Genomic DNA, 25,838 nt, shown 5'->3' with positions numbered 1-25,838 from the left:
TACGGCCAGTGGTGGATTCCCTACGTGCGGGGCGGGGAAATCCTCATGGTCGCGTGCCTGAGATTACAACTACTTTCCCAGAGAGCAATGAACAGCGTTCGAAGGTGGCGCCGGTATGACGCGGATCGGGATCCTGACCAGCGGGGGCGACTGCCCCGGCATCAACGCGCTCATCAGCGCCGTCGTCCGCCACGGCGAACGCGAGCACGGTGACGAGTTCGTCGGCTTCGTCGACGGGTGGCGGGGCGTGCTCGAGCTGGACTCCATCGTGCTGGACTGGCGGTCGGTGCGCGGCATCTCGCAGACCGGCGGCACGATCCTCGGCATCTCGCGGCTCCAGCCCGCCGGCGTCCATGGCGGGGTCGACCGCGTGCGCGAGGCGCTGCGCGTCCTCGCCATCGACGCGCTCGTCGTCATCGGCGGCAACGGCACGCTGAGCACCGCCGCGGCACTGCAGGAGCACGCCATCCCGATCGTCGCCGTCCCCAAGTCCGTCGAGAACGACGTCGTCGCCACGGACGGCTCGCTCGGCTTCGACACCGCCGTCGCCGCCGCCGTCGACGCCATCGACCGGCTCCGGGCGACGGGCGAGGCCCATCACCGCTGCACGATCGCCGAGGTGGTCGGGACCCGCACCGGCTGGGTCGCCATGCACGCGGGCGCCGCCACGAACGCCCATCTCGTGCTGCTGCCGGAGTTCCCCCGTTCGATCGACGAGATCGCCGCATCCCTGCAGCGACCGCTCCGGCGCGGCAGGTCCCCGCTCGTCATCGTGGCCGAGGGCTTCCGTCTCGCCGGATCCGACGGCGCCGCCACGGTCGTAGCCCCGGGGTCCGGCATCGGCACGGTGCTCGCCGCGGCGATCGAGCGCGTCGCCGGTGTGGAGGCGCGGGCCACCGCCCTGGGCGCGCTGCAGCGGGGCGCCACCCCGAGCGCCGCCGACCGCGTGCTGGCGGCGCGGCTCGGCCGCGCGGCCGTGGACGCTCTGCACGACGACGGCTGGGGATCGATGATCGTGCCGCGCGGCCGTGACATCGTGCGGATGCCGCTGGCCGCCGTCGTCGGCAGCCACCGTCCCGTGCCCGACGAGCACTATCGCGCCGCAGCCGTCGGCTGACCCCTGGGGGAGTTCCCCACTCCGCAGGGGGGTAAGCCCTCATATCCCCCATTGACCCCGCGGCATACGTTGGGGTCAGATGGCCCTCGGTACGCCGAGGATGACCCCACGACCACGGACCGAAGATGGACGAGGACTCGATGACCACGATCACGAAACTGCAGCCCGCATCCCCCTGGGTGCAGCTGAGCACGACCGATAAGGACTGGAACCAGGCGGACCCCGCGCTGCTGTCGACGATGGCCGTCGAGCTGCACCTGATCCGCGCCTTCGAAGAGGCGGTGCTCGACCTGTCGGGCCAGAAGCTCATCAACGGCCCCGCGCACTCCAGCATCGGCCAGGAGGGCGGCGCGGTCGGCTCGATCGTCCCGCTGACCGCCGCCGACCAGATCAACGGCTCGCACCGCGGCCACCACCAGTTCCTGGCCAAGGCCTTCGGCGCCGTCGCGCCCGAGGGCTTCGACCCGCGTGCCGACATCTCGGCCGACATCCGCACGGTGCTGCGCCGCAGCCTCGAGGAGATCTGCGGTCTGGCCGACGGCTACTGCGGCGGCCGCGGCGGCTCGATGCACCTGCAGTGGAAGCCGTTCGGAGCCATGGGCACCAACGCCATCGTCGGCGGCGCCGTGCCGTTCGCCGCCGGCTTCGCGTGGTCGGACAAGCACGCCGGCACCGACGCGGTGTCGATCACGTACTTCGGCGACGGCGCGATGAACATCGGCTCGGTCCTCGAGAGCATGAACCTGGCGTCGGCGTGGAAGCTGCCGATCTGCTTCTTCGTCGAGAACAACCAGTACGCCGTCTCGACCACGGTCGACGAGGCGACCGGCGAGCCGCGCCTGTCGGCGCGCGCGCTGGGCTTCAACATCCCCAGCTGGAAGGTCGACGGCATGGACCCGCTGGCGGTCTACCTGGCCACCAAGGAAGCGATCGAGGTCATGCGCGCCGGCGGGGGCCCGACCATGATCGAGGCCGATGTCTACCGCTACTTCCACCAGAACGGCCCGTTCCCGGGGAGCGCCTTCGGCTACCGCGACCGCGACGAGGAGAAGGCGTGGCGCCAGCGCGACCCGCTCGACCTCATCGGCTCGCATCTGGTGCGCCGCGGCATCCTCACCGAGGACGAGGTCGCGGGCATCCGCACCCGGTCCAAGGCCGTCATGTCCGCCATCGTGGACGAGCTGCTCGAGCTCGACCCCGCCGGCAAGGGCACGCGCCGCTTCCGCGAGGAGCTGTGGCCGGACCCCGCGACGATCAACGAGGGCATCCGCAGCGACCTGTCGGAGTTCGACGGCGCGCGCTTCGCCGAGGAGGCGGACTTCGCCGGCAAGACCGAGAACGCACGCTTCGTGGACGTCGTCGCCGACGTCATGAAGCGCCGCATGGAGCAGGACGATCGGATCATGGTCCTCGGCGAGGACGTCCACAAGCTCAGCGGCGGGCCGCGCGGTGCGACCAAAGGCCTGAAGGAGGCCTTCCCCGACCGCGTGCTGGGCACGCCCATCAGCGAGGCGGCGTTCTGCGGCCTGGCCGGCGGGGTGGCCTTCGACGGCCGCTACCGCCCGGTCATCGAGCTGATGTACGCCGACTTCGTGTGGGTCGCCGCCGATCAGCTGTTCAACCAGATCGGCAAGTCCCGGCACATGTTCGGCGGCCGTCACGCGATGCCGCTTGTCATGCGCATCAAAGTGGGCACCCGCACCGGGTACGGCTCGCAGCACTCCATGGACCCCACCGCGGTCATGGCGTCCTCGGCCGGCTGGCGCATCGCCGCCCCCTCGACGCCGCTGGACTACATCGGCATGATGAACTCCTCGCTCCACTGCGAGGACCCCGTCGCGGTGCTCGAGCACGACGCCGACCTGTACCGCATGGAGGGTCCGATCCCCGCCGGGGACATGGACTTCATGATCCCGATCGGCAAGGCCGCCGTGCGTCGTGAGGGCAGCGACGTGACCGTCCTCACCTACCTCTCGATGGTGCACGTCTCGCTCGACGCCGCCGAGAAGAGCGGCGTGGACGCCGAGGTCGTCGACCTGCGGTGGCTGGATGCCGCCAGCATCGACTGGGACACCATCGAGGCGAGCATCAAGAAGACCAACCGCGTGCTCATCGTCGAGCAGGGCTCGCGCCAGACCTCGTACGGCGCGCTGCTGGCCGACGAGATCCAGCGCCGCTACTTCGACTGGCTCGACGCCCCCGTCGAGCGCGTCACGGGTGCGGAGTCCTCGCCGAGCATCAGCAAGGTGCTCGAGGCGGCGGCGCTCGCCGACGTCGATCAGGTCGTGGACGCGCTGAGCGATCTCGCTCCGCGTCGGAAGGAGGTCCGCTGATGGCTACCCTGCTCCGGATGCCGGGAGTCTCGGCCGATGCCGAGGAGGCCGCTCTCGTCGAGTGGACCGTCCAGCCCGGCGCATCGCTGAAGGCCGGCGACCCGATCGCGGTCGTCGAGACGGAGAAGGCCAACGTCGACATCCCCGTCGAGGACGACGCCGTCCTGTGGCGCACGCTCGCCGAGGCGGGGGAGTCCGTCGAGGTGGGAAGCCCCATCGCGGTGCTCCTGTCCAAGGGTGAGGACGACAGCGCCGGCGAGGCGCTGCTGGCGAGCCTCGGGCTCGGCGGCGGAACCCCGGCTCAGGCCGCGGCCGCGCCCACCGCGGCTGCGCCCGAGCCCGCCCCGGCACCCGCACCCGCCCCGGCCGCTGCGGCTCCCGCCGCGCCGGCGGAACCCGCGGCACCGGCCGCGCCGGCGGTTGCGGGGGAGCGGATCTTCGCCACGCCGCTCGTCCGCCGACTCGCCCAGCAGGCCGACGTCTCGCTCGAGGGGATCCGGGGGACCGGACCCAACGGCCGCATCGTGCGTGCCGATCTCGAAGCGCACCTGGCCACTCAGGCGGCGGGTGCGGCCGCGCCCGCGCCCGCTCCGGCGGCTGCGCCCGCAGCCGAGCCCGGGGCGCCCGCCGGGGGCAGCACGCCCGACAGCGGGTCGTACACCGACGTCCCGCACACCAAGCTGCGGCGGGCCATCGCCAACGCCCTCGTGGGCAGCAAGCGCGACGCGCCGCACTTCTACCTGCAGGCGACCCTCCGGGTGGATGACCTGCTGGCCCTGCGCGAGCAGATCAACGCCGCGTCCGAGACGCGCGTGTCGATCAACGACCTGTTCGTCAAGGCCGCCGCGCGGGCGTTCCGCGAGGTGCCCGACATGAACGTCAACTGGCTGCCCGACGCGGTGCGGCGCTTCGAGCGCATCGACATCGCGGTGGCCATCGGCAGCGACCGAGGACTCGTCACGCCGGTCCTGCGCGACGTCGACGGCATGAGCGTGTCCGAAGTGGGCAGGCGCGTGCGCGACTTCGTGGTGCGGGCCGACGACGGCAAGCTCAAGCAGGAGGAGATCGTGGGTGGCTGCTTCACCATCTCGAACCTGGGGATGTACGGCATCGAGCAGTTCTCGGCCATCATCAACCCGCCGCAGGTGGGGATCCTCGCCGTCGGCGCGGTCGTGCAGGCCCCGGTCGTCGTGGACGGCCGGATCGAGGTCGGCCGCACCGTCACCGTCACGGCGTCCTTCGATCACCGCCCCATCGACGGCGTCCTCGCCGCCAAGTGGCTGGCGGCGTTCAAGGCCACCGTCGAGGCCCCGCTGACCATCCTGGTCTGACGCGACGCGAGCGAAAGCGCGCCGTCCGCGAGCTCCCTCTCGGGGGCCCGCGACGGCGCGCTTCGTCGTGACGGGGGCCGGCGCGGTACGTAGGGGAGTCCCTACCGCCGTATAGGGAAAGCCCTGATTTCTGGGATCGGGCGGAACTGTCATCGTTCTTGTACCGGGTGAGACCCGAGAAGCGTTCAAGGGAGAACACACATGATTCGCAAGCACAGCAGGGCAGCGGCGGGAGTGGTCGCGCTCGCGGCGACGGCCGTTCTGGCGGCGGGCTGCACCACCGTCGGCGGCGCCGGCGGCTCGGGATCCACCGATGGCGGAGACTCGGGGTCGGGCGACGGCAAGTTCAAGATCGTCACCGTCTCGAAGGTCGAGGGCATCACCTGGTTCCAGCGCATGTCGGAGGGTGTCGACATGTTCAACGACGAGTACAGCGACGAGGTCGAGGCCTACCAGACCGGTCCCGACGCCGGTGACCCGGCCCAGCAGATCCAGATCGTCGAGGACCTGATCGCTCAGCAGGTCGACGCCATCATCGTCGTCCCGAACGATGTGCTCGGCATCGCCCCCGTGCTCAAGCGCGCCCGCGACGCCGGCATCATCGTCGGCGTCACCGAGGCCACGCAGCTGGTCGGCACCGACTCGATCGACTTCGACGTCGAGGCGTTCGTCAACGCCGAGTTCGGCAAGGGCTTCGGCAAGCAGCTCGCCGATGCCATGGGCTGCGAGGGCGAGTACGCCACGAGCGTGGGCCTTCTCACCAGCGAGTCGCACATGGAGTGGCTGGCCGCGGCGAACGAGTACATCGCCGCCGAGTGCCCCGACATGAAGAACGTCTCGCCGACCCCTTACGAGAACGAGAACGACGACCAGAAGAGCCGGGCGCTGGCCGAGGAGATCCTCAACACGTACCCGAACCTCAAGGGCTACTTCGCCACCACCCCCTCGGGCGGCTCGGGCATGGCCTCGGCGCTGCGCGACAAGGGCCGCACCGACCTCGCCAACGTCGCTCTGACCCTGCCCTCGGTGGCCGGTCCGGACCTCGAGGACGGCTACCTGTCGGCCGGCCAGGGCTGGGACCCCGCCGGCTGGGGCTGGGCGCTGAACAAGGTCGCCCTCGACATGCTCAAGGGTGAAGAGGTCGCCGCCGGCGCAGATCTCGGCTGGCCGGGCTACGAGTCCATCACGGTCGACGGACAGCTGATCATCGGCAACGACATCCAGCAGTACTTCCCCGGCGACTTCGCCGACGGAGACTACCCGTTCTGATCATCCAGTCCCCGGTGGGGCGGCCCTGGGGCCGTCCCACCGGGGAACCCCTTTCCCCGCACCAAAGGAGAAGACGACGATGTCCACTCAGGAGCCGCTGCTGGTCGCCAAGGACCTGCACATCTCGTTCGGCGGCATCCGCGCTCTGCGCGGCGTCGACCTCGAGATCGGGCGAGGTGAGATCCTCTGCCTCGCCGGCGAGAACGGTTCGGGCAAGTCGACCTTCACCAAGATCGTCTCGGGCGTGTACACCCCCGATTCCGGCACCCTCGTCTTCAACGGCGAGGAGGTCGCCTGGCACCACCCCAGCGACGCGGTGGCCGCCGGCATCCAGGTCATCTACCAGGACCTGTCCCTCTTCGAGCACCTGAGCGTGGCCGAGAACATCGCCATCAACCACATGCTGCAGGACCGCACCCCGTTCGTGAACCGGTCCCGCACGCGCCGCATCGCGCAGGAGCAGATCGAGCGGGTCGGCGTCGACCTGGACCTCGACGCCCCGGTGTCGTCGCTGTCGATGGCCAACCGCCAGATCGTGGCCATCTGCCGCGCGCTCAGCATGGACGCCCGCCTGCTCTTCATGGACGAGCCCACCACCGCCCTCACGAGCCGCGAGGTGGGGCGCCTGCTGAACATCGTGCTGGAGCTCAAGCGACGCGGCCTGTCCATCGTGTTCATCAGTCACAAGCTCGACGAGGTCTTCAAGGTCGCCGACAGCATCAGCGTCTTCCGCGACGGGCTGAAGGTCGGCGACTTCAAGGCATCCGAGCTCAACCAGCGCTCGCTGAGCAAGCTGATGACCGGCCGCGACGTCGTCTACGAGCGTTACCATCGCACCCAGACCGACGACGCCCCCGTGCTGAGCGTGCGCGACCTCTCGCGCACCGGCCACTACGAATCGGTGAGCTTCGACATCCGCCCCGGCGACATCCTCGGACTCACCGGTCTGCTGGGATCGGGGCGCACCGAGATCGCCCTCAGCCTCTTCGGCCTGAACAAGCCCACCGGCGGCACGATCGAGATGCGCGGGGAGCCCGTGAACATCTCCGCACCCTGGGACGCCATCAAGCACGGCATCGCGCTGCTCCCCGAGGACCGGCAGACCCAGGGCCTGTTCGGTCGGCGCAGCATCGCCGTCAACGCCTCGTCCACGATGCTCGGCCGCATCCTCGCGCGCTTCGGCGGACTGTCCAAGCGCAAAGAGGCCGACCTCGCCACCCGCATCGTCAACGCGATGCAGGTCAACAACAAGGACATCCGCACCGTCGTCTCGGGCCTCTCGGGCGGCAACCAGCAGAAGATCGTCATCGGCAAGTGGCTCTTCCGCGACCCGGCCGTCTTCATCCTGGACAGCCCCACCGTCGGCATCGACATCGGCTCCAAGGCCGAGATCTACGAGCAGATCCACCGCCTCGCCCGCGAGGGGATGGCCGTCATCTTCATCTCGGACGAGGCCGAAGAGATCGCCGCCAACTGCAACCGCGTGCTCGTCATGCACGACGGCAGGATCATCCACTCCTTCGAGGAGGAAGAGGTGAGCGCGCCGCAGTTCCGCGAGGAGCTCATCGCGATCATCAGCGACCCGGACGCCGAACTCGAGCACGCCGGTGCGGAGCACAAGGAGAGCCACTCATGAGCCGTTCGCCGTTCCAGAGAGTCTTCCACCGCAAGATGACCCCGATGGAGGCCACCCTCCTGGCGATCATCGTCGGGTACACCGTGATCGTGGCGCTGCGAAGCCCCACCTTCTTCACCGCGGCCACCGCCTTCGACCTCGTCCGCAGCGGCTCGGCGATCATGATCCTCGCCCTGGGCGTGCTCGTCGTGTTCATCTCGGGCGGCATCGACGTCTCTTTCGCCGCGGTGGCGATCGTCTCGGGATACTCGGCCGTGCTGCTGAGCCGGGCGCTGGGAATCGACAACCTGATCCTCATCATCGCCTTCGCCGTCATCATCGGCTCGGCGCTGGGCGCGATCAACGCCCTGCTGATCCACTTCTACGAGCTGCCGACGCTGATCGTCACCCTCGGCACCGCCAGCGTCTTCCACGGTGCGATGGCGCTGCTGCTGGGCATGAAGACCTTCACCCGCACCGATGTCCCCACCTCGATGCTCGACTTCGGGTCGGCGCGACTGGTCACCTTCCAGGTGGGCGGGTCCCAGGCCGGGCTCACCGTCTTCATCATCGTCGTGGCCGCGGCCTGCCTGCTGACCTGGTTCCTGCTCTACCGCACCCGCATCGGGCGCTCGGTGTACGCCCTCGGCAGCAACGCCGAGTCGGCCTCGCGCACCGGCATGAGCCTGCTGAAGATCCAGCTGTTCGTCTACATGTACGTCGGGGCGCTTGCGGGACTGGCGGGCATCGTGTATTTCAGCAACCTGGCCTACATCAACCCGGCCGCCCTGATCGGCACCGAACTCGCGGTGATCGCCGCCGTCGTCATCGGCGGCGCGAAGCTCACCGGCGGCGAGGGCACGATCCTCGGCACCGTCCTCGGCGTGATCCTCTGGCAGCTGTTCCAGAGCACGCTCATCCATCTGGGGCTGGACTCGTCCTACAACGGCCTGTTCTTCGGCGCCGTGCTGGTCCTCATCCTCGCATTCATCTACTCCCGCCAGCGCAAGGCGAACAAGCAGGCGCTGGTCTTCACGGCCAGCTGAGGAAGGCGATCACAATGAACTGGGTACGAAAGGCTCTCGGCGACGACCGCGAGTTCACGGTCCTCGTCATCACGACCGTCGTGGTGACCGCGGTCCTGTACGCACTGCTCGGGCAGCGCATCTTCTCGCTGGCCGGCATCCAATCGATGTCGATCCAGGTCAGCGAGTTCGGCCTGCTCGCCGTCGCCATGGCGCTGGCGATCCTGACCGGCGGCATCGACCTCTCGATCGTCGCCGCGGCGGGCCTGGCCGGCCTCATGGCCACCCTGGTCATGAGCGGCCAGATCATCCCCGTCACCGACGACAACCACGGTCTCATCATGATCCTGGGCCTGATCACGGCGATCGTCACCGGCATCCTGACAGGCGTGCTCAACGGCACGATCATCGCGAAGATCTCCATCCCGCCGATCCTGGCCACGCTCGGCACGATGCTGCTGTTCACCGGCATCGGCATGGCGATCACCAAGGGGAACAGCGTCCCGATCGCCATCCCGGAGTTCTCGATGATCGCCGCGATCGGCATCGGGCCGGCTCCGCTGGTGTTCGTGCTGCTGGTGGCGGTGTTCGTGGTCGTCGGCTGGATGCTGCGCAAGACCCGCTTCGGGCGCCGCGTCTACCTGTTCGGCGAGAACGAGGTCGCCCTGCGGTTCTCGGGCGCCCGCACCGAGCGGACCATCATCCTGACCTACGCCCTCATCGGGCTCGTGGTGGGGCTCGCGGCGATCATCATCATCGCCCGCGCCAACTCGATGCGTGTCGGATTCGGCGAGTCGTACCTGCTGCAGACGATCCTCGCGGTCGTGCTCGCGGGCTTCAACCCGTACGGCGGCAAGGGCCGGATCGTCAGCCTCGGCTTCGCGCTGGTGCTGCTGCAGCTGCTGTCGACCTCGATGACCGCCTTCGGATTCTCGCCCTATGCGAAGAACCTCGTCTGGGGTCTTCTGCTGCTGGGTGTCATGGTGCTGACGCACTATGTCGTCAAGGGCCGTCGCAAGAAGGCCGCGCCGCGTCCCGTCCCCACCCCCGGCGGCCTGGAGCCGCCGACCGGAACGCTGCAGGTGCCGCGCAAGCGCAGCCTCGTGCGGCGCTGAGCACCGGGAACGCACATGACCGACCCGTTGGGCGCCCGGTACATCATCGGCCTCGGCCTGAAGATGTACATGGACCACCACCAGACGCTGTCCTGGATCGACGCGGTCCGCGAGACCGTCGAGGGGCATCCCGCGGTGCGGTCGGGTGAGGCGACCGTCTTCGTCCTGCCGAGCTTCCCGAGCCTGTCCGACGCCTCCCGGGCACTGGCCGGCAGCGGGGTGCTCGTCGGGGCGCAGGACATCGCCTGGGCGGACTTCGGTCCGTTCACCGGCGAGGTCAGCGGCGCGCAGCTGGCACAGGTGGGCTGCACCTTCGTCGAGATCGGGCACGCCGAACGGCGCACGCACTTCGGCGAGACCGACGCCGCCGTCTCGGGCAAGATGGCCGCAGCATTCCGCAACGGCCTCATCCCGATCCTGTGCGTCGGGGAGGCCGTGCGGGCCAGCGCCGAGCGGGCCGCCGGGCAGTGCGTGACCGAGCTGCGTGGTGCGCTCACCGCCAGCCTGGCCGACGGAGTCGCTGCGCCATTCCTCGTCGCGTACGAGCCCCGGTGGGCGATCGGCGCGGCCGAACCCGCTCCGCCGGAGTACGTCTCGACCGTCGTCGACGCCCTGCGGGACGCGCTCGCGCAGATCCCGGGCGTCGGCGACTCCCGCGTCATCTACGGCGGGGCGGCGGGCACCGGCATCCTTCCCGTCCTCGCCGAGGACATCGACGGGCTCTTCCTCGGCCGCTCCGCCCACGACGCGGCGGTGGTGGCGCAGATCCTCGACGAGGTGGTGGCCCTCAGCCCCGCCGCCCAGCCGGCCGGATGAGCGCGGCGCTCCCGCATGCGGGATGGCCAGACCCTCTCGAAGGCGTCATCTTCGACCTCGACGGCACGCTGTACCGCGGCGACGACGTCGTGCCCGGCGCGTTCGACGTGGTCCGCTCCCTCGACGCCGCCGGCATCCCGTCGGTGTTCGTCACGAACAACTCCACGCGCTCGCGAGACGACGTCGTGGCCAAGCTCGCCCGCTTCAGCTACGAGACCGACCCCGCCCGCGTGGTCAACTCGTCGTTCGCGACCGCGGAGCACCTGCGTCGCACCTTCCCGGCGGGTGCGGCCGTCTACGTGATCGGCGCAGCGTCGCTGCGCGGCGACATCGAGCGGGCGGGGTTCGGCCTCGTCGACGACGCGCGCGCGGATGTCGTGGTGGTGGGGCTCGACGTGCACCTGACATACGACCGGATCCGCACGGCGGTCCACGCCGTCCGACACGGCGCGGCGTTCGTCCTCACCAACCCCGACCGGCTGATCCCGCACGGCGACGACCTCGACCCCGGTGCAGGCTCGGTGGCCGCGCCCATCATCACCGCCACCGGCGTCGAGCCTGTCGTCATCGGCAAGCCCGAGCCGACGATGATGCGGATGGCGCTGGAGATCCTCGGCTCGCGCCCCGAGCACACCGTCGCCGTCGGCGACCAGCTGCTGACCGACATCGCGGGGGCCCGGCGCTGCGGCATCTACGCCGTGCTCGTCCGCAGCGGCGTGCCGCGCGCCGCGGGGCTCGAGGTCGTCCCCGACCTCGAGATCGACAGCCTCACGGACTTCCCCGTGGCCGTCGCCCGCTGAGCCCGCGGCGACCCGGTCACCCCCGGCGACCCGCTCACCTCGCGGCGACCCGCTCACCGGCCCGCGACGACGTCCGCCACCGCCGCCGGCCACGCCGTGCGCGCCGACCCGGAGCGGGCCTCGATGCGGTCCGCCGTGCGGTACGCCGCGTAGATGCCCTGGACGGCGAGCCACCGCAGCGGCTCGGGCTCCCAGCGGCGCGCCCGGTGGTCCACCCAGGGCAGGCGCACCAGGTCGCTGTCGCGACCGAGCACCAGGTCCGCCAGCGTCCGGCCCGCGAGGTGGGTCGCGGTGACCCCGGTCCCCACGTACCCGCCCGCCCAGCCGAGGCCGGTGGCGCGGTCGTGCCCGACGCTCGCCGCCCAGTCGCGGGGGACGCCCAGCACGCCCGCCCACGCGTGCGCGATGCCGGTGCCCACGGCATCCGGGAAGAAATCGTGCAGCAGCGCCGTGAGGGCGGCGACGGTGCGGCGCTGCGTCGTGCCGTCGGTGTCGACGCGGGAGCCGAATCGGTAGGGCACCCCCCGGCCGCCGAACGCGATGCGGTCGTCGGCGGTCCGCTGGGCGTACATGTACACGTGGGCGAAGTCGCCCAGGGTCTCGCGGCCGGTCCAGCCGACCCGGTGCCAGAACGACGGCGGCAGCGGCTCGGTGACGATCATCGACGAGTTCATCGGCAGCCACGTCCGGTGCTCGCCGCGCAGGTCGGCGGTGAAGCCCTCGGTGGCGCGGATCACGTGATCGGCCCGCACGACGCCGTTCTCGGTGACCGCGCGTCCCGGCGCGATCTCGGTCACCCGCGTCCCCTCGTGGATCCTCACACCCGCCCGCTCGACGGCCGCCGCGAGCCCGCGGACGAGCTTGGCCGGGTGCACCCGCGCGCAGTGCGGATGCCAGATCCCGCCGAGGACGCCGTCGACGCCCACGCGTGCGGCCGCCGCGTCGCGGCCGAGCTCCTCGATGTCGGTGTGCGGCCAGGCGCGCTCGTGGGCCGCGGTGCGGCGGAGCCGTGCCAGCTGCGCGGGCGTCCGCGCGATCTCGAGCTCGCCGCCCTGGACGATGTCGGCGTCGATCCCCTCGCGGGCGGTGACGGCGATCACCTCGTCGACGGCGTCGTTCAGCGCCCGCTGCTGGGCGATCGCGGCGTCCCGGCCGTGCGAGGCGGCGTAGCGCTCGCGCCCGCCGGTGACCGAGTTCGTCAGCCACCCGCCGTTGCGCCCCGACGCCCCGAAGCCGGCGAACCGCTGCTCGAGCACCGTGATCCGCAGGTCGGGCTGGTGGGCGGCCAGGTAGTACGCGGTCCACAGGCCGGTATAGCCGGCGCCGACGATCACGATGTCGGCATCGCGGTCGCCCTCCAGTGCGGGCCGCGGCGCGGGCCGTCCGCCCAGGTCACGCCACCACCACGACACCTCGCCGTTGCGGACGGCCGGGGCGGAGGACATCGCGCGGGGGGCAGCCATGACGGTCATCCTGCCGGGCGCCGGCGGCGACGGCATCCGCCCGGGCGTGTCGATCCGTCCGCAATCGGCGGATCGCCGCACGATCGCTCCGCCGCCGGGGCGCGTCGCGCGCACGATCGCTCCGGTGCAGGGGGCGCGTCGCTCAGGCGACGGCGCGCAGGGCCGCCCAGAGCTCGGCACGCGTGGCGAACGAGGCGAGGTCGCGGCCGATCAGGCGCTCGACGAGGGCGAGGCGCGTGCGGATGGTGTGCCGGTGGACCCCGAGCGCCCGCGCCGACGCCTCGTGCGAGCAGTCGTGGTCGAGCCACGCGGCGAGGGTCGGCACGAGCTGCGTGCCGTGGGCGGCGTCGTGGTCGGTGAGCGGGCGGAGCTCGGCGGCCGCGAGCGCGCGGGCCTCGGCCGACAGCGCCGACAGCACGCCGCCGCCCGATACCTCGGCGAACTCCGTGACGCCGCGCCCGCCGCGCTCGCGCGCCACCCGGGCCTGCTCGAACGCCGCGGCGACATCGTCGTAGCCCGTCGGGTCGGACAGGCCGATCGGCGCGCCGAAGCGGTCGGCGACCTCGTCCACGACCGCCCGGTCGGCCGCCGGGACGACGATCATGAGGCCGTCGTCGGCGCGGCCGAAGAACACCGAGCCGCGCGACTCGTGCGCGCGCACCTCGAGCAGTTCGGCGATGCCGTCCAGGCGTGAGGTGCGCGACCCCGCGGCGGCGTCGCCGAGGCCGGCGAAGGCCACCCGCACCGGAGGGGGCGGGAGCGGCCCCCACACGTCGCGGGCGATGCGCCGCGCCAGGGTGGCGTCGCCGCTGCGCAGCGCCTGCACGAGTCCGGCGCGGAGCGCGCCCCACGCCCGCGACAGCCCCTGCTGCTGCTCGAGGGCCAGACCGGCCATGGCGATGACCGACGTCAGCACGCCGCGCCCCTCCTGGTCCAGATCGCCCGCGCCGATGGCGATGACGCCGCGCAGGTGCCCGCCGCGCCCGAGGGTCTGCAGCGTGAACGGGCGCTCGCCGACGTGGAAGGACGACCCTGCCCGCGCGCCGCGCCCGAGCACCGTGCGGACCTCGGCCCGCACGCCCTCGGCGGTCGCGGCATCCAGTGCGCCCGTCGGGTGCTCGCGCGTGAGCTCGCCGGCCGCGTCGTACAGGCCCACCCACGCCTCGAGCTGCCGGGCGAGCTCGCTGAGCGTCGCGCCGAGCCCGTCGGGTCGCAGTGCCGCCAGCGAGATCGCGCGCTGCGCGGCCAGCGCCCAGCTGCGCCGGGCGTAGGCCTGGGCGGCGATCGCCTCGGCGTTCGCCCGCGCGACGGCCAGGAAGGGCGTGCGGTAGGGCACCTCGAACAGCACGAGATGCTCGTCGCGGCAGGCGTCGGCGAGCGACGGGGGGATGCCGTTGCGGGCCACTTCGGTGCCGAAGCCCAGGCCGGCGATGCCGCGGCGCGCGAGTCGCCGGACGTACGCGCGGTACGGTGCCGCATCGTCGCCGGCGTCGTGGAACTGCGTCCCCGTGGTCAGCAGCACGAGCCCGTCCGAGAGGAAGGGCGTGGGGTCGGCGAGGTCGGAGCTGTGCACCCACCGCACTTCGCGGTCCAGAGCGCCGGGGGAGGCCTCGCCCTCGAGGCGCAGACGCAGGTCGGCGCGCGAGAGCAGCGCCCGCAGTGTGGGGGCGTCGGCGGCCATGTTCTCCTCGGATGCCGGGTGAGCGGGGTGTACCGAATGTACAGCAGCTCGAACAGAATGTACCGGTCGGTGGGTGCTCGGCGTTCGCGGCCCCGCTTACGCTCGCCGCATGACTTCGACCGACACGCTCGTCACCCACCCCCTCGGCGGACCCGCGTTGCCGCAGGAGCGACGCCTGGTCACCGCCATCCCCGGCCCCCGTTCGCAGGAGCTGCTGGCGCGCAAGGCCGCCGCCGTCGCGTCGGGCGTCGGTCACACCGTGCCGATCGAGGCGGTCGCCGCCGGCGGCGGCGTCGTCGTGGACGCCGACGGCAACTCCCTCATCGACCTCGGCTCGGGCATCGCCGTCACCGGCGTCGGCAACGCGCACCCCGCGGTGGTCGCGGCCGTGCAGGCGCAGGTCGCGCAGTTCACCCACACGTGCTTCATGATCTCGCCGTACGAGTCGTACGTCGCCGTCGCCGAGGCGCTCAACCGCGTCACACCCGGCGACCACGCCAAGAAGAGCGCGCTGTTCAACTCGGGTGCCGAAGCGGTCGAGAACGCCGTCAAGATCGCCCGCAAGTTCACCGGCAAGCAGGCCGTCGTCGCCTTCGACCACGGCTACCACGGGCGCACGAACCTCACGATGGCCCTCACGGCCAAGGCCATGCCGTACAAGAGCGGGTTCGGGCCGTTCGCGAGCGAGATCTACCGCGCGCCGCTGTCGTACCCCTTCCGCGACGGACTCAGCGGCGCCGAGGCCGCCGAGCGCGCGATCACCCTGATCGAGAAGCAGGTGGGCGCCGACAACCTCGCCGCCATGATCATCGAGCCCATCCAAGGCGAGGGCGGGTTCATCGTGCCCGCCGACGGCTTCCTCGAGGCCCTCGTGGCGTGGTGCCGCGCCCACGACGTGGTCTTCATCGCCGACGAGGTGCAGACCGGCTTCGCCCGGACGGGCCGGATGTTCGCCAGCGAGGTCTTCGGCATCGTGCCCGACCTCATCACCACGGCGAAGGGCATCGCCGGTGGCCTGCCCCTCGCGGCCGTCACCGGCCGCGCCGAGATCATGGACGCCGCCCACACCGGCGGCCTCGGCGGCACCTACGGCGGCAACCCCATCGCGTGCGCGGCGGCGCTGGCCTCGATCGACGCCTTCGAGAACGACGGGCTGCTCGAGCGCGCCCGCGCGATCGGCGCCCTGCTGACCGACCGGCTGCGTGCCGCCCAGGCCGCCGACGGCCGCATCGGCGACGTGCGCGGGCACGGCGCGATGATCGCGGTGGAGTTCGTCGACGCCGCCACCGGCAAGCCGGATGCCGCGCTCACCGCGGCGGTGGCGAAGGCCTGCATCGCCGAGGGCGTCATCGTCCTCACGTGCGGCACTTTCGGCAACGTCATCCGCTTCCTTCCGCCGCTGTCGATCACCGACGACCTGCTCCACGAGGGCCTGGACGTCGTGCTCGCCGCGCTCGCCGGCCACCCCTGACCCCGGCATCCCCTCTCTCTCTTCACCCCCTCACCCTCACCCCCTCACGTACAGATCACGTGATCCGTACGAGATCACCCGTTGCGAACCGTACATAACGGGTGCGCTCGTGCACATCACGTGATCCGGATGCAGGGAAGAAAGGCTTTCGGCACTCGCATGGACGAGATCACCAAAGACGTCGTCATCGTCGGCGCCGGCGCCGCCGGGCTGACGGCGGCGCACGAACTGCGCGCGGCCGGCCTGTCGGTCGTCGTCCTGGAGGCTCGCGACCGCGTCGGCGGCCGGCTGTGGACCGACGTCGTCGACGGCGCCATGCTCGAGGTCGGCGGGCAGTGGGTCTCGCCCGACCAGGACGCCCTCAAAGAGACGCTGGCCGAGCTGGGCCTGGAGACCTACAAGCGCTACCGCGAGGGCGAGTCGGTCTACATCGGCACCGACGGGCGCCTCACCCGCTTCACGGGCGAGATCTTCCCCGTCGCCCCCGAGACCGAGAAGGAGATCGTGCGGCTGATCGGCGTGCTCGACTCCCTCGTCGCACAGGTCGACCCCGACCGTCCGTGGGAGCACCCCGACGCCGAGGCTCTGGACCGCATCTCGTTCGAGGCGTGGCTCGAGGAGCAGACCGACGACCAGGAGGCGCGCGACAACATCGCCCTCTTCATCGCCGGGGCCATGCTGACCAAGCCCGCCTACGCCTTCTCGGCGCTGCAGGCCCTTCTCATGGCGGCGAGCGCGGGCAGCTTCAGTCACCTCGTCGACGCCGACTTCATCCTCGACGAGCGGGTCGTGGGTGGCCTGCAGCAGGTCCCGCTGCTGCTGGCCGAGAGGCTGGGCGACGACGTCGTGCTCGAGCAGCCGGTCAACACGGTGCGGTGGGGCGCGGACGGCGTGACGGTCCTCACCGACGGGGGCCTGACCGTCCGCGCGCGCTTCGCGATCCTCGCCCACGCGCCGGTCCTTTACCCGTGGATCGACTTCCAGCCCGCGCTTCCGCGCCTGAAGCAGCAGATGCACCAGCACATCTCGATGGGCTTCGTGATCAAGGTCCACGCCGTCTACGACCGCCCGTTCTGGCGCGAGCAGGGCCTGTCGGGCACCGCCTTCAGCCCCTACGAGATCTCGCACGAGGCGTACGACAACACCAACCACGGCGACGAGCGCGGAACCCTCGTGGGCTTCGTGTCCGACCGCAACGCCGACGACCTCTTCCGGGTGTCGGCCGAGGAACGCAGGGAGCGCATCCTGGAATCCCTCTCGCACTACTTCGGACCTGAGGCCAAGAGCCCGCTGGTGTACTTCGAGAGCGACTGGGGCGCCGAGGAGTGGACGCGCGGCGCCTACGCCGCCAGCTTCGACCTGGGCGGTCTCGCCCGCTACGGCGCGGACCTGCGCACCCCCGTCGGCCCCATTCACTTCGCCTGCAGCGACATGGCCGGCGCCGGCTACCAGCACGTCGACGGCGCGATCCGCATGGGCCGGCTCGCCGCGGCGAACATCGTCCGCGAGGCCCACTCGTGAGCGGCGTCATCGTCGTCGGCTACCAGGCGACCAAAGCGGGGAAGGATGCCGTCGCCTTCGGCGCCCGGCTCGCGCTGGCGGCCGGATCCGCCCTGCAGCTCGTCCTCGTCCTCCCCGCCGACACCCGCAGCGTCATCACCCCGCCCAAGGCCGGCTACGACCACTACCTGCGCGCCCAGGCCGAGACCTGGCTCGCCGACGCGGCGGCGACCATCCCCGCGGCCGTGCCGCACACCGAGCAGGTGCGCTTCGCCGACTCGTTCGGCGAGGGCCTGCGGGCCGCGGCCGCCGAAGCCGGGGCCTCGCACATCGTCGTCGGCGGCGCCGACGGCGCCGGACGCGGACGGCACCGCCTGGGGACCACCGCCACCGAGCTGCTGCACAGCGCCGACGTCCCGGTGATCCTCGTCCCGCGCGGGGCGCGCAAGACCGCGGTCGCCGCGGGGATCTCCCGCCTCACCGTGGCCCTCGGCACGAAGCCCGGCGCGCAGGCGCTGCTGGACGAGGCGGTGGCGCTCGCGCGGGCCACGGGTGCCGGCATCCGGCTGCTCTCCCTCGTCACCGTCGACCTGCCCGCGACGCTCGACACCGGCGTCATCCGCATCGCCGGCGCCGCGCACGCCGAGGACGTCCTCGGCAAGGCGCAGCGGGCGCTTCCCGAGGGCATCGACAGCGAGGTCGTCGTCGGTGACGGCGAGAGCCTGGAGCAGGCCGTCAGCGAGCTGGACTGGCTGCCGGGCGAGGTCGTGCTGGTGGGATCGAGCAGACTCGCCCAGCCCCGCCGGCTGTTCCTCGGCTCCACGGCGGCCAAGATGCTCCACGAGCTGACCGTCCCCATGATCGTCGTCCCGCGCGAGCGGGCATCCCAGGAAGGCGCCGCCCGATGAGCGAACGCACCATGGTCGCCGCCGGCTACTCCGTCGACGGGGCGGTGTCGAAGAAGGGCCTCGGCGCGGGAACGGTCGGGTTCGTCGGCGCCGTCGTCATCGGCATCTCCACCATCGCGCCCGCCTACACCCTGACCGCCTCGCTCGGGCCCACCGTGAGCGAGGTCGGCTACCAGGTCCCGGCGATCATCCTGGCCGGGTTCATCCCGATGCTCCTCGTCGCCTTCGGGTACCGCGAGCTCAACCGCATGATCCCCGACTCCGGAACCTCCTTCACGTGGGCGACCCGCGCGTTCGGCCCGTGGGTGGGCTGGATGGCGGGCTGGGGACTGGTGGCGGCGACCGTGCTGGTGCTGTCCAACCTCGCCGGTATCGCCGTGGAGTTCCTCTTCCTGCTGATCGACCAGCTCGCCGGGGGCGGGGGGACGATCGCCGAACTGGCGTTCGACCCCGTCATCAACGTCGTCGTCTGCCTGCTGTTCATGCTCGGCGCGACGATCGTGTCCTACCGCGACCTGCAGACCACCCAGAAGCTGCAGTACTTCCTCGTGGGCTTCCAGGTGATCGTGTTGGTGGTCTTCTCGATCGCGGCGCTGGTGCACGTGGCGGGCGGCACGGCGTTCGATGCCAGCGCGGTGGACCTGTCGTGGTTCGACCCGTTCGCGGTGGGATCGGTCGGAGCGGTCGTGGCCGGCCTGTCGCTGTCGATCTTCATCTTCTGGGGCTGGGACGTCGTCCTCACCATGAACGAGGAGACCCGCAATCCGCAGAAGACGCCGGGGCGTGCGGCGACGGTCACCGTCGTGATCGTGGTGGCCCTGTACCTGCTCATCTCGATCGCGCTGCTGTCGTTCGCCGGTGCCGGCGACGGCGGACTGGGGCTCGGCAACCCCGACATCCAGGCGAACGTGTTCTTCTACCTCTCCGGTCCCGTGCTCGGCCCGCTGGCGTTCCTGGTCTCGCTCGCGGTGCTGACGAGCTCGGCGTCGTCGCTGCAGTCCACGGCCGTGGGGCCGGCCCGGACGCTCCTGGCGATGGGGCACTACGGTGCCCTTCCGCCGGCCTTCGCGCGCGTGTCGCCTCGGTTCTTCACCCCCGGCTACGCCACCGTGGTGTCGGCGGTCGTGGCATCGGTGTTCTACGCCGTCATGCGCTTCGTCAGCGAGAACGTGCTGTGGGACACCATCACGGCCCTCGGGATGATGATCTGCTTCTACTACGGGCTGACGGCGTTCGCAGCCGTGTGGTACTTCCGCAAGCAGTGGTTCGACTCGGTGCGCAACTTCCTGTTCACCCTGCTCTTCCCTCTGGTGGGCGGGGTCATCCTCGCGGTCCTCTTCGTCATCACCCTCGTCGACAGCGCGGACCCGGCGTACGGCAGCGGCTCCAACATCGCCGGCGTCGGCCTGGTCTTCATCCTGGGCGTCGCCGTCATCGGCGTCGGCGTCGTCATCATGATCTGGCAGGCGATAAAGCGTCCGGCATTCTTCCGCGGCGAGACACTTGCTCTCGATGCACCCGAGAGCCTTCGGCGAAACCGTCGCTGACGGCACACTGGACAACACGTCCGATCCCACGACCGATCACAGAGAGAGCGCTCATGACCGACTACGCCGTCGTCAACCCCGCCACCGGTGAGACCCTCGCCACCTTCCCGACCATCTCGGACGCCGATCTCGACGCGGCGATCGGCCGGGCGGATGCCGCCTACCGCGCGTGGCGGGACACCCCCGTCGCCGAGCGTGCGGCGAAGATCCGCCGTGTCGCGCAGCTGCACCGCGAGCGCCGGGACGAGCTGGCCGCCATCATCGTGCGCGAGATGGGCAAGCCCCTGGCCGCCGCCGAGGGCGAGGTCGACTTCGCCGCCGACATCACCGAGTTCTACGCCGACAACGCCGAGAAGATCACCGGCGACCAGCCGCTGGAGATCCTCGGTGAGGGCAGCGCCGTGATCCGGCGCTCGCCGCTGGGCGTGCTGCTGGGGATCATGCCGTGGAACTTCCCCTACTATCAGGTCGCGCGCTTCGCGGCGCCGAACATCGTCGTCGGCAACACCATCCTGCTCAAGCACGCGCCGCAGTGCCCGGCATCGGCGGCGGCGATCGAGGACATGTACCGTGAGGCCGGCCTCGAGGGCGTGTACACCAACATCTTCGCCACGAACGAGCAGGCCGCGCTGGTCATCGCCGACCGCCGCGTGCAGGGCGTGTCGGTGACCGGATCCGAGCGGGCCGGTTCCGCCGTCGCCGCCCTCGCCGGCCAGCACCTGAAGAAGGTCGCCCTCGAGCTCGGGGGCTCCGACCCCTTCATCGTGCTGTCCACCGACGACCTCGATGCCACGGTCGCGGCGGCCGTCGAGGCGCGCATGGACAACAACGGCCAGTCGTGCAACGCCCCCAAGCGGTTCATCGTCGCGGACGACCTCTACGACGCGTTCGTCGAGAAGTTCGCCGCGGCGATGAGCGGGCAGAAGATGGGCGACCCGTTCGCCGAGGACACGCTGCTCGGCCCGCTGTCGTCGGTGGCGGCCGCCCAGCGCCTGCAGGCGCAGGTCGACACCGCCGTGGCGCAGGGCGCCACCCTCGTCGTCGGGGGAGAGCGGGACGGGGCGTTCTACCCGCCGACGGTGCTCACGGACGTCACCAGCGACATGGACGTCTACCGTGAGGAGCTCTTCGGCCCCGCCGGCGTGGTCTACCGCGTCAGCGGCGAGGACGAGGCGGTCAAGATCGCCAACGACACCAGCTACGGACTCGGCTCCTACGTCTACACCACCGACCCGGAGCAGGCCGAGCGGGTGGCCGACAAGATCGACGCGGGGATGGTCTACATCAACTGCGTGCTCGCCGATTCGCCCGAACTGCCCTTCGGCGGCGTCAAGCGCTCCGGCACCGCGCGTGAGATGGGCCTGCTGGCCGCGGACGAGTTCGTCAACAAGAAGCTCATCCGCATCGCCGGCTGAGGCGGCGCGTGCCCGGGCCGAAGGTCCCTGGCGCGCGAGGCCGGGCGGCGGCAGGATGTGGAGCATGAACGAGTCCACCGAAGCCGTCGCCCGCCTCTCCGACGCGGAGTGCTGGGAGCGTCTGCACGCCCACCAGCTCGGCAGGCTCGTCACCCGCGTCGGTGACGTCCTGGACATCTTCCCCGTCAACTACGTCGTCGACGACGGCGGCGTGATCTTCCGCACCGCGGAGGGCTCGAAGCTGTTCGAGCTGACGATCAACGACGAGGTTCTCTTCGAGGTCGACGACTACAGCGAGGCCGACGCGTGGAGCGTCGTCGTGCGCGGTCACGCCCGCCGGCTGGACACCTCGGCCGAGGTCGAGCACGCCGACTCGCTGCCGCTGAAGCCGTGGATCCCCACGCTGAAGTACCACTACGTCCGCATCGAGCCGACGAGCCTCAGCGGTCGCGCCTTCCGCCGCGGCGAGGAGCCCGACCGCTACGGCATCCAGCAGTACTGACACCGCCGCGGCCGCCCGCCCGGTTCGTCGGCCGGCCGGGGCATGCCGTACACTGGGACGAGCGGTTCAAATCTGCATTCTTTCGCTGTGCCCGCCGGTCGGGTGACCCCCTTCTTCTGGTTGCGGCAAGAGTGTGCAGACGGACCACCGGATCCCGCAGGGATCTAGGGCGGTAGCTCAATTGGCAGAGCAGCGGTCTCCAAAACCGCAGGTTGCAGGTTCGATTCCTGTCCGCCCTGCGCGTCAGCGGAAGCTGACTCACGGAAGGTAATCAGGTGGCATAGATGGTCCAGGACGAGCCGACGGGCGAAGTCGTCGCAAGCGGCGGCGCCCCGCGCGAGCAGAAGATGAACGTCTTCGCGCGGATCGCTCTGTTCATCCGTCAGGTCTTCGCAGAGCTCCGCAAGGTGGTCACGCCCACCCGGCAGGAGCTGGTGAAGTTCACCGCGGTGGTCCTGGGGTTCGTGGTCGTCATGATGGCGATCGTCTACGGACTGGATCTGCTGTTCGTGTGGCTCGCTGCCAACGTCTTCGGAGTGTCCGGGGCGTAACACCCCCTGATCTCGCCGCGACAGCCGTGTGCGGCTGTATCGGCGTGAGAAACGGAAGAGAACTCAAGTGTCTGAAAGATTCATCGACGACGCCGACTGGGCGACCGCCGCGGAGCAGTCCTCCGAGGACGACGAAGCCCAGGAGGGCAACGTCCTCGAGGCCGAGCAGCGATCGGTCGAGCCGGCCGAGCACGCCGCTCTGCACATCGAGGGCGACGAGGACGAGGACGACGTCGACGACGAGGACCTGGACGACATCGACGACCCGGAGGCAGACGCCATCGTGAACGACGCACTCGAGATCGACGAGACCGCCGAGGCCGAGGCCGCCGCCGAGGTGCTCACCGACTCCGCCGCCGAAGAAGCCGCCGAGCGCGCGGCCGCCGCCGCCGAGGACGTCGCCCCGTACGACGGCCCCGAGCTGGGCGAGGACGAGGACGAGGACGCCGATGACGCCGACGCGGACCCGTACGACGCGTTCCGCGCCGAACTCCGCTCGCTCCCGGGCAAGTGGTACGTCATCCACTCCTACGCCGGATTCGAGCGCAAGGTGAAGGCCAACATCGAGCAGCGCAAGTCCACGCTCGAGGTCGAAGAGGACATCTACCAGGTCGAGGTCCCGATGGAGGACGTCGTCGAGATCAAGAACGGCCAGCGCAAGATGGTCACCCGCGTGCGCATCCCCGGCTACGTGCTGGTGCGCATGGAGCTCAACGAGGACACCTGGTCGGTCGTCCGCCACACGCCCGGTGTCACCGGCTTCGTCGGCAACGCCCACAACCCCACGCCGCTGCGCTTCGAAGAGGCCTTCACGATGCTGAAGTCGCTCGTCGAGGTCAAGGACGTCGCGCCCGCCAAGGGCGGCGCCGCCAAGGGCGGTGCTGCGGTGGCCCGCACGATCCCCGCCGAGGTCGACTTCGAGGTCGGCGAGACCATCACCATCAAGGAGGGCTCGTTCGCGGGTCTTCCCGGGTCGATCAGCGAGATCAAGCCCGAGAGCGGCAAGCTCACGGTCCTCGTCTCGCTCTTCGAGCGCGAGACCCCGGTCGAGCTGTCGTTCGACCAGGTCACCAAACTGTAAAGACTTCCCGGCCGCAGGCCGGGGGAACCGCTGCCCGGAGACGCCGGGTGTGCGGGAGAGGGATGCCGCCCGGCATCCCTCGAGGAAAGGAAGAGGACATGGCACCCAAGAAGAAGGTGACCGGCCTGATCAAGCTCCAGATCAACGCCGGCGCCGCCAACCCGGCGCCGCCGATCGGCCCCGCGCTCGGTCAGCACGGCGTCAACATCATGGAGTTCTGCAAGGCCTACAACGCCGCGACCGAGTCGCAGCGCGGCAACGTCATCCCGGTGGAGATCACGGTCTACGAAGACCGCAGCTTCACCTTCATCCTCAAGACCCCGCCGGCCGCTGAGCTGATCAAGAAGGCTGCGGGCGTCGGCAAGGGCTCCGCGACCCCGCACACCGTCAAGGTGGCGAAGATCACCAAGGAGCAGGTGCGGCAGATCGCCGAGACCAAGCAGCCCGACCTGAACGCGAACGACCTCGAGGCCGCCTCGAAGATCATCGCCGGCACCGCCCGTTCCATGGGCATCACGGTCGAGGACTGAGGGGGATAGGGAAAATGGCTACGAAGTCCAAGGCCTACCAGGCCGCCGCCGCCAAGATCGCGGCTGACAAGTTCTACACGCCCACCGAGGCCGTCGCCCTGGCGAAGGAGACCGGTTCGTCGAAGTTCGACGCCACCGTCGAGGTCGCCCTCAAGCTCTCGGTCGACCCCCGCAAGGCGGACCAGATGGTGCGCGGCACCGTCATCCTGCCCCACGGGACCGGCAAGACCGCCCGCGTCATCGTGTTCGCGACCGGCCCCGCGGCCGAGGCGGCCATTGCCGCCGGCGCCGACGAGGTCGGCGGTGCCGAGCTCATCCAGAAGGTCGCCGACGGCTACACCGCCTTCGACGCCGCCGTCGCCACCCCGGAGCTCATGGGCCAGGTCGGCCGCCTGGGCAAGGTGCTGGGTCCCCGCGGCCTGATGCCGAACCCCAAGACCGGCACCGTCACCCCGAACCCCGGCAAGGCGGTCGAGGAGATCAAGGGCGGAAAGATCGAGTTCCGCGTCGACAAGCACGCCAACGTGCACTTCGTCGTCGGCAAGGCCTCGTTCTCGGCCGAGCAGCTCGACGAGAACCTCAAGGCCGCCCTCGAGGAGATCGTGCGTCTCAAGCCGTCGAGCTCGAAGGGCCGCTACATCCAGAAGGGTGCCGTGTCGACCACGTTCGGCCCCGGCATCCCGCTGGACGTCAACGCGATCGCCTGAACCGCGCACCGCAGCTGATCAGAAGAGGCTCCGCCGTCCGGCGGGGCCTCTTCTGTCGTCGGGGCGGGTTCACGCCGTCGCGGCCACCTCGAAACCGGGCGTGCCCGTGACGGCGATGTCGCGGACCTCGGCGCCCGTGACGTCGGCACCCGGCGGTCCCTCGGCCATCCAGGCCAGCACCTCGTCGACCCGCTCGGCGGGGCCCTCGAGCTCCGCCTCGACCGTGCCGTCCCGCCGGTTCCTGACCCAGCCGGCGATCCCCGCCTCGCGCGCGACCATCCGCAGCGTGTACCGGTAGCCGACGCCCTGGACCTCGCCCCGGACGCGGACATGCACCCTTCGCATGGCTCCATCGTCCCTCATCGGGCCGGATCCCGCCGGAGCGCCTGTCACGCGCCTGTCACCAGGCTGACGGCGAGTGCGGCCATCACCACGGCGATGACGCCGTCCAGGATCCGCCACGCCCGCGGGGTGGCGAGCCACCGGCTGAGGAAGCGTGCGCCATAGGCGAGGCCGAAGAACCAGATGACGCTGGCCGTCATCGCGCCGGCCGCGAAGACCCAGCGCGCGTCGCCGTGCGTGGCGGCGACCGTCCCCAGCAGGAAGACGGTGTCGAGGTACACGTGCGGGTTCAGCCACGTCAGCGCCAGGCACGTCGCGACCACGGGGGCGAGCCGCGTACGGGTGGACGGTCCGGCGACCGCACCCCGCGAGGCGGGGGCGGGTGCCGCCGAGCCGCCGGGGTCGCCGGAGCGGGCGTCGAGCGCTCCGCCGGCCGGACGCCAGGCACGCCGGGCGGCGAGGACGGCGTAGGCCAGCAGGAAGACCGCACCCGCCCAGCGCACGATGTCGAGGAGCGCCGGAAGCGCCGCTACGGCCAGCCCCACGCCCGAGACGCCGAGGGCGATGAGGGTCGCGTCAGAGACGGCGCAGATGGCGGCGACCGTCAGCACGTGCTCGCGCCGCAGGCCCTGGCGCAGGACGAAGAGGTTCTGGGCGCCGATCGCGACGATGAGCGAGAGTCCGAGTCCGAGGCCGGCCAGCAGGGAAGGGAGCACGCC

Annotated in this window: 23 protein-coding genes and 1 tRNA gene; 20 read left to right on the top strand and 4 right to left on the bottom strand. The window is 70.8% G+C overall.

Annotated features, from left to right (window positions below):
* Positions 1-115: 115 nt before the first annotated feature.
* From ACYVF4_RS05185 to ACYVF4_RS05145, 9 genes are all read left to right on the top strand, one after another.
* Positions 116-1,117, top strand: a complete 1,002-nt coding sequence (locus tag ACYVF4_RS05185; protein ID WP_460720395.1) for a 6-phosphofructokinase — start codon at positions 116-118, stop codon at positions 1,115-1,117.
* A gap of 140 nt (positions 1,118-1,257) precedes the next feature.
* Positions 1,258-3,450 (top strand): alpha-ketoacid dehydrogenase subunit alpha/beta, encoded by a 2,193-nt coding sequence (locus ACYVF4_RS05180; protein ID WP_460720393.1) that lies wholly within the window; start codon positions 1,258-1,260, stop codon positions 3,448-3,450.
* Positions 3,450-4,781 (top strand): dihydrolipoamide acetyltransferase family protein, encoded by a 1,332-nt coding sequence (locus ACYVF4_RS05175; protein WP_460720391.1) that lies wholly within the window; start codon positions 3,450-3,452, stop codon positions 4,779-4,781. The genes ACYVF4_RS05180 and ACYVF4_RS05175 overlap by 1 nt, the downstream gene beginning before the upstream one ends.
* A gap of 201 nt (positions 4,782-4,982) precedes the next feature.
* Entirely contained in the window at positions 4,983-6,050 is a 1,068-nt protein-coding gene (locus ACYVF4_RS05170; RefSeq protein WP_460720389.1) for a substrate-binding domain-containing protein, read from the top strand.
* A 79-nt stretch (positions 6,051-6,129) separates the two neighbouring features.
* Complete coding sequence (locus ACYVF4_RS05165) at positions 6,130-7,686, top strand: sugar ABC transporter ATP-binding protein (RefSeq protein ID WP_460720387.1); 1,557 nt, start codon at positions 6,130-6,132, stop codon at positions 7,684-7,686.
* The gene (locus ACYVF4_RS05160) at positions 7,683-8,711 is read left to right on the top strand and encodes an ABC transporter permease (RefSeq protein WP_460720385.1); all 1,029 of its coding nucleotides are present in this window, start codon (positions 7,683-7,685) and stop codon (positions 8,709-8,711) included. The genes ACYVF4_RS05165 and ACYVF4_RS05160 overlap by 4 nt, the downstream gene beginning before the upstream one ends.
* A gap of 14 nt (positions 8,712-8,725) precedes the next feature.
* Positions 8,726-9,805: an ABC transporter permease gene (locus ACYVF4_RS05155; RefSeq protein WP_460720383.1), complete on the top strand. Its 1,080-nt coding sequence runs from the start codon at positions 8,726-8,728 to the stop codon at positions 9,803-9,805.
* Positions 9,806-9,820: 15 nt separating this feature from the next.
* Positions 9,821-10,621 (top strand): triose-phosphate isomerase family protein, encoded by an 801-nt coding sequence (locus ACYVF4_RS05150; protein WP_460720381.1) that lies wholly within the window; start codon positions 9,821-9,823, stop codon positions 10,619-10,621.
* A complete protein-coding gene (locus ACYVF4_RS05145; protein WP_460720379.1) occupies positions 10,618-11,421 on the top strand; it encodes an HAD-IIA family hydrolase in 804 nt (267 codons plus the stop codon). The genes ACYVF4_RS05150 and ACYVF4_RS05145 overlap by 4 nt, the downstream gene beginning before the upstream one ends.
* Before the next feature lie 53 nt (positions 11,422-11,474).
* Here the strand turns inward: ACYVF4_RS05145 and ACYVF4_RS05140 are convergent, their stop codons facing one another.
* Both ACYVF4_RS05140 and ACYVF4_RS05135 read right to left on the bottom strand, forming a co-directional pair.
* Entirely contained in the window at positions 11,475-12,884 is a 1,410-nt protein-coding gene (locus ACYVF4_RS05140) for an NAD(P)/FAD-dependent oxidoreductase (RefSeq protein WP_460720377.1), read from the bottom strand.
* Positions 12,885-13,026: 142 nt separating this feature from the next.
* Positions 13,027-14,565: a PucR family transcriptional regulator gene (locus tag ACYVF4_RS05135; RefSeq protein ID WP_460720375.1), complete on the bottom strand. Its 1,539-nt coding sequence runs from the start codon at positions 14,563-14,565 to the stop codon at positions 13,027-13,029.
* Between the two features lie 109 nt (positions 14,566-14,674).
* Between ACYVF4_RS05135 and gabT the strand changes: the two genes are divergently transcribed.
* From gabT to rplA, 11 genes are all read left to right on the top strand, one after another.
* Positions 14,675-16,036: a 4-aminobutyrate--2-oxoglutarate transaminase gene (gene gabT, locus ACYVF4_RS05130; RefSeq protein ID WP_460720373.1), complete on the top strand. Its 1,362-nt coding sequence runs from the start codon at positions 14,675-14,677 to the stop codon at positions 16,034-16,036.
* Between the two features lie 159 nt (positions 16,037-16,195).
* Positions 16,196-17,557 carry a flavin monoamine oxidase family protein gene (locus ACYVF4_RS05125; protein WP_460720371.1) on the top strand — a complete coding sequence of 454 codons (1,362 nt, stop codon included), beginning with the start codon at positions 16,196-16,198 and terminating at the stop codon, positions 17,555-17,557.
* Entirely contained in the window at positions 17,554-18,444 is an 891-nt protein-coding gene (locus ACYVF4_RS05120) for a universal stress protein (protein ID WP_460720369.1), read from the top strand. Before ACYVF4_RS05125 ends, ACYVF4_RS05120 begins: the two co-directional genes overlap by 4 nt.
* Complete coding sequence (locus ACYVF4_RS05115) at positions 18,441-19,991, top strand: APC family permease (RefSeq protein ID WP_460720367.1); 1,551 nt, start codon at positions 18,441-18,443, stop codon at positions 19,989-19,991. Before ACYVF4_RS05120 ends, ACYVF4_RS05115 begins: the two co-directional genes overlap by 4 nt.
* 53 nt (positions 19,992-20,044) lie before the next feature.
* Complete coding sequence (locus ACYVF4_RS05110; RefSeq protein ID WP_460720365.1) at positions 20,045-21,406, top strand: NAD-dependent succinate-semialdehyde dehydrogenase; 1,362 nt, start codon at positions 20,045-20,047, stop codon at positions 21,404-21,406.
* 64 nt (positions 21,407-21,470) lie between these two features.
* Complete coding sequence (locus tag ACYVF4_RS05105; RefSeq protein WP_460720363.1) at positions 21,471-21,908, top strand: pyridoxamine 5'-phosphate oxidase family protein; 438 nt, start codon at positions 21,471-21,473, stop codon at positions 21,906-21,908.
* Between the two features lie 166 nt (positions 21,909-22,074).
* A tRNA-Trp gene (locus ACYVF4_RS05100) sits at positions 22,075-22,147 on the top strand.
* Positions 22,148-22,192: 45 nt separating this feature from the next.
* The gene (secE, locus tag ACYVF4_RS05095) at positions 22,193-22,459 is read left to right on the top strand and encodes a preprotein translocase subunit SecE (RefSeq protein ID WP_460720361.1); all 267 of its coding nucleotides are present in this window, start codon (positions 22,193-22,195) and stop codon (positions 22,457-22,459) included.
* Positions 22,460-22,526: 67 nt separating this feature from the next.
* On the top strand, positions 22,527-23,540 hold the full coding sequence (gene nusG, locus ACYVF4_RS05090; protein WP_460720359.1) for a transcription termination/antitermination protein NusG: 1,014 nt from the start codon (positions 22,527-22,529) through the stop codon (positions 23,538-23,540).
* A gap of 98 nt (positions 23,541-23,638) precedes the next feature.
* Positions 23,639-24,070: a 50S ribosomal protein L11 gene (gene rplK, locus ACYVF4_RS05085; RefSeq protein ID WP_460720357.1), complete on the top strand. Its 432-nt coding sequence runs from the start codon at positions 23,639-23,641 to the stop codon at positions 24,068-24,070.
* A 14-nt stretch (positions 24,071-24,084) separates the two neighbouring features.
* The gene (gene rplA, locus ACYVF4_RS05080) at positions 24,085-24,777 is read left to right on the top strand and encodes a 50S ribosomal protein L1 (protein WP_460720355.1); all 693 of its coding nucleotides are present in this window, start codon (positions 24,085-24,087) and stop codon (positions 24,775-24,777) included.
* Between the two features lie 69 nt (positions 24,778-24,846).
* On the opposite strand, the gene ACYVF4_RS05075 is transcribed toward rplA, so the two are convergent.
* Complete coding sequence (locus tag ACYVF4_RS05075) at positions 24,847-25,122, bottom strand: acylphosphatase (RefSeq protein WP_460720353.1); 276 nt, start codon at positions 25,120-25,122, stop codon at positions 24,847-24,849.
* Between the two features lie 44 nt (positions 25,123-25,166).
* Entirely contained in the window at positions 25,167-25,835 is a 669-nt protein-coding gene (locus tag ACYVF4_RS05070) for a LysE/ArgO family amino acid transporter (protein ID WP_460720351.1), read from the bottom strand.
* Positions 25,836-25,838 lie beyond the last annotated feature (3 nt).

This window comes from Microbacterium aureliae (assembly GCF_054780155.1).
Note: the sequence above shows the minus strand (reverse complement) of the source record. Positions and strands in the feature narration are given on the sequence as shown.

Excerpts from the sequence above, each read along its gene's own strand:
- ACYVF4_RS05105 (WP_460720363.1), top strand. The coding sequence starts at position 21,471 with ATGAACGAGTCCACCGAAGCCGTCGCCCGCCTCTCCGACGCGGAGTGC.
- ACYVF4_RS05150 (WP_460720381.1), top strand. The coding sequence starts at position 9,821 with ATGACCGACCCGTTGGGCGCCCGGTACATCATCGGCCTCGGCCTGAAG.
- ACYVF4_RS05185 (WP_460720395.1), top strand. The coding sequence starts at position 116 with ATGACGCGGATCGGGATCCTGACCAGCGGGGGCGACTGCCCCGGCATC.
- ACYVF4_RS05075 (WP_460720353.1), bottom strand. The coding sequence starts at position 25,122 with ATGCGAAGGGTGCATGTCCGCGTCCGGGGCGAGGTCCAGGGCGTCGGC.
- ACYVF4_RS05165 (WP_460720387.1), top strand. The coding sequence starts at position 6,130 with ATGTCCACTCAGGAGCCGCTGCTGGTCGCCAAGGACCTGCACATCTCG.
- rplA (WP_460720355.1), top strand. The coding sequence starts at position 24,085 with ATGGCTACGAAGTCCAAGGCCTACCAGGCCGCCGCCGCCAAGATCGCG.
- secE (WP_460720361.1), top strand. The coding sequence starts at position 22,193 with ATGGTCCAGGACGAGCCGACGGGCGAAGTCGTCGCAAGCGGCGGCGCC.
- ACYVF4_RS05140 (WP_460720377.1), bottom strand. The coding sequence starts at position 12,884 with ATGGCTGCCCCCCGCGCGATGTCCTCCGCCCCGGCCGTCCGCAACGGC.
- ACYVF4_RS05170 (WP_460720389.1), top strand. The coding sequence starts at position 4,983 with ATGATTCGCAAGCACAGCAGGGCAGCGGCGGGAGTGGTCGCGCTCGCG.
- ACYVF4_RS05125 (WP_460720371.1), top strand. The coding sequence starts at position 16,196 with ATGGACGAGATCACCAAAGACGTCGTCATCGTCGGCGCCGGCGCCGCC.
- ACYVF4_RS05145 (WP_460720379.1), top strand. The coding sequence starts at position 10,618 with ATGAGCGCGGCGCTCCCGCATGCGGGATGGCCAGACCCTCTCGAAGGC.
- ACYVF4_RS05155 (WP_460720383.1), top strand. The coding sequence starts at position 8,726 with ATGAACTGGGTACGAAAGGCTCTCGGCGACGACCGCGAGTTCACGGTC.
- ACYVF4_RS05115 (WP_460720367.1), top strand. The coding sequence starts at position 18,441 with ATGAGCGAACGCACCATGGTCGCCGCCGGCTACTCCGTCGACGGGGCG.
- ACYVF4_RS05160 (WP_460720385.1), top strand. The coding sequence starts at position 7,683 with ATGAGCCGTTCGCCGTTCCAGAGAGTCTTCCACCGCAAGATGACCCCG.
- ACYVF4_RS05110 (WP_460720365.1), top strand. The coding sequence starts at position 20,045 with ATGACCGACTACGCCGTCGTCAACCCCGCCACCGGTGAGACCCTCGCC.
- rplK (WP_460720357.1), top strand. The coding sequence starts at position 23,639 with ATGGCACCCAAGAAGAAGGTGACCGGCCTGATCAAGCTCCAGATCAAC.
- ACYVF4_RS05175 (WP_460720391.1), top strand. The coding sequence starts at position 3,450 with ATGGCTACCCTGCTCCGGATGCCGGGAGTCTCGGCCGATGCCGAGGAG.
- ACYVF4_RS05135 (WP_460720375.1), bottom strand. The coding sequence starts at position 14,565 with ATGGCCGCCGACGCCCCCACACTGCGGGCGCTGCTCTCGCGCGCCGAC.
- gabT (WP_460720373.1), top strand. The coding sequence starts at position 14,675 with ATGACTTCGACCGACACGCTCGTCACCCACCCCCTCGGCGGACCCGCG.
- ACYVF4_RS05180 (WP_460720393.1), top strand. The coding sequence starts at position 1,258 with ATGACCACGATCACGAAACTGCAGCCCGCATCCCCCTGGGTGCAGCTG.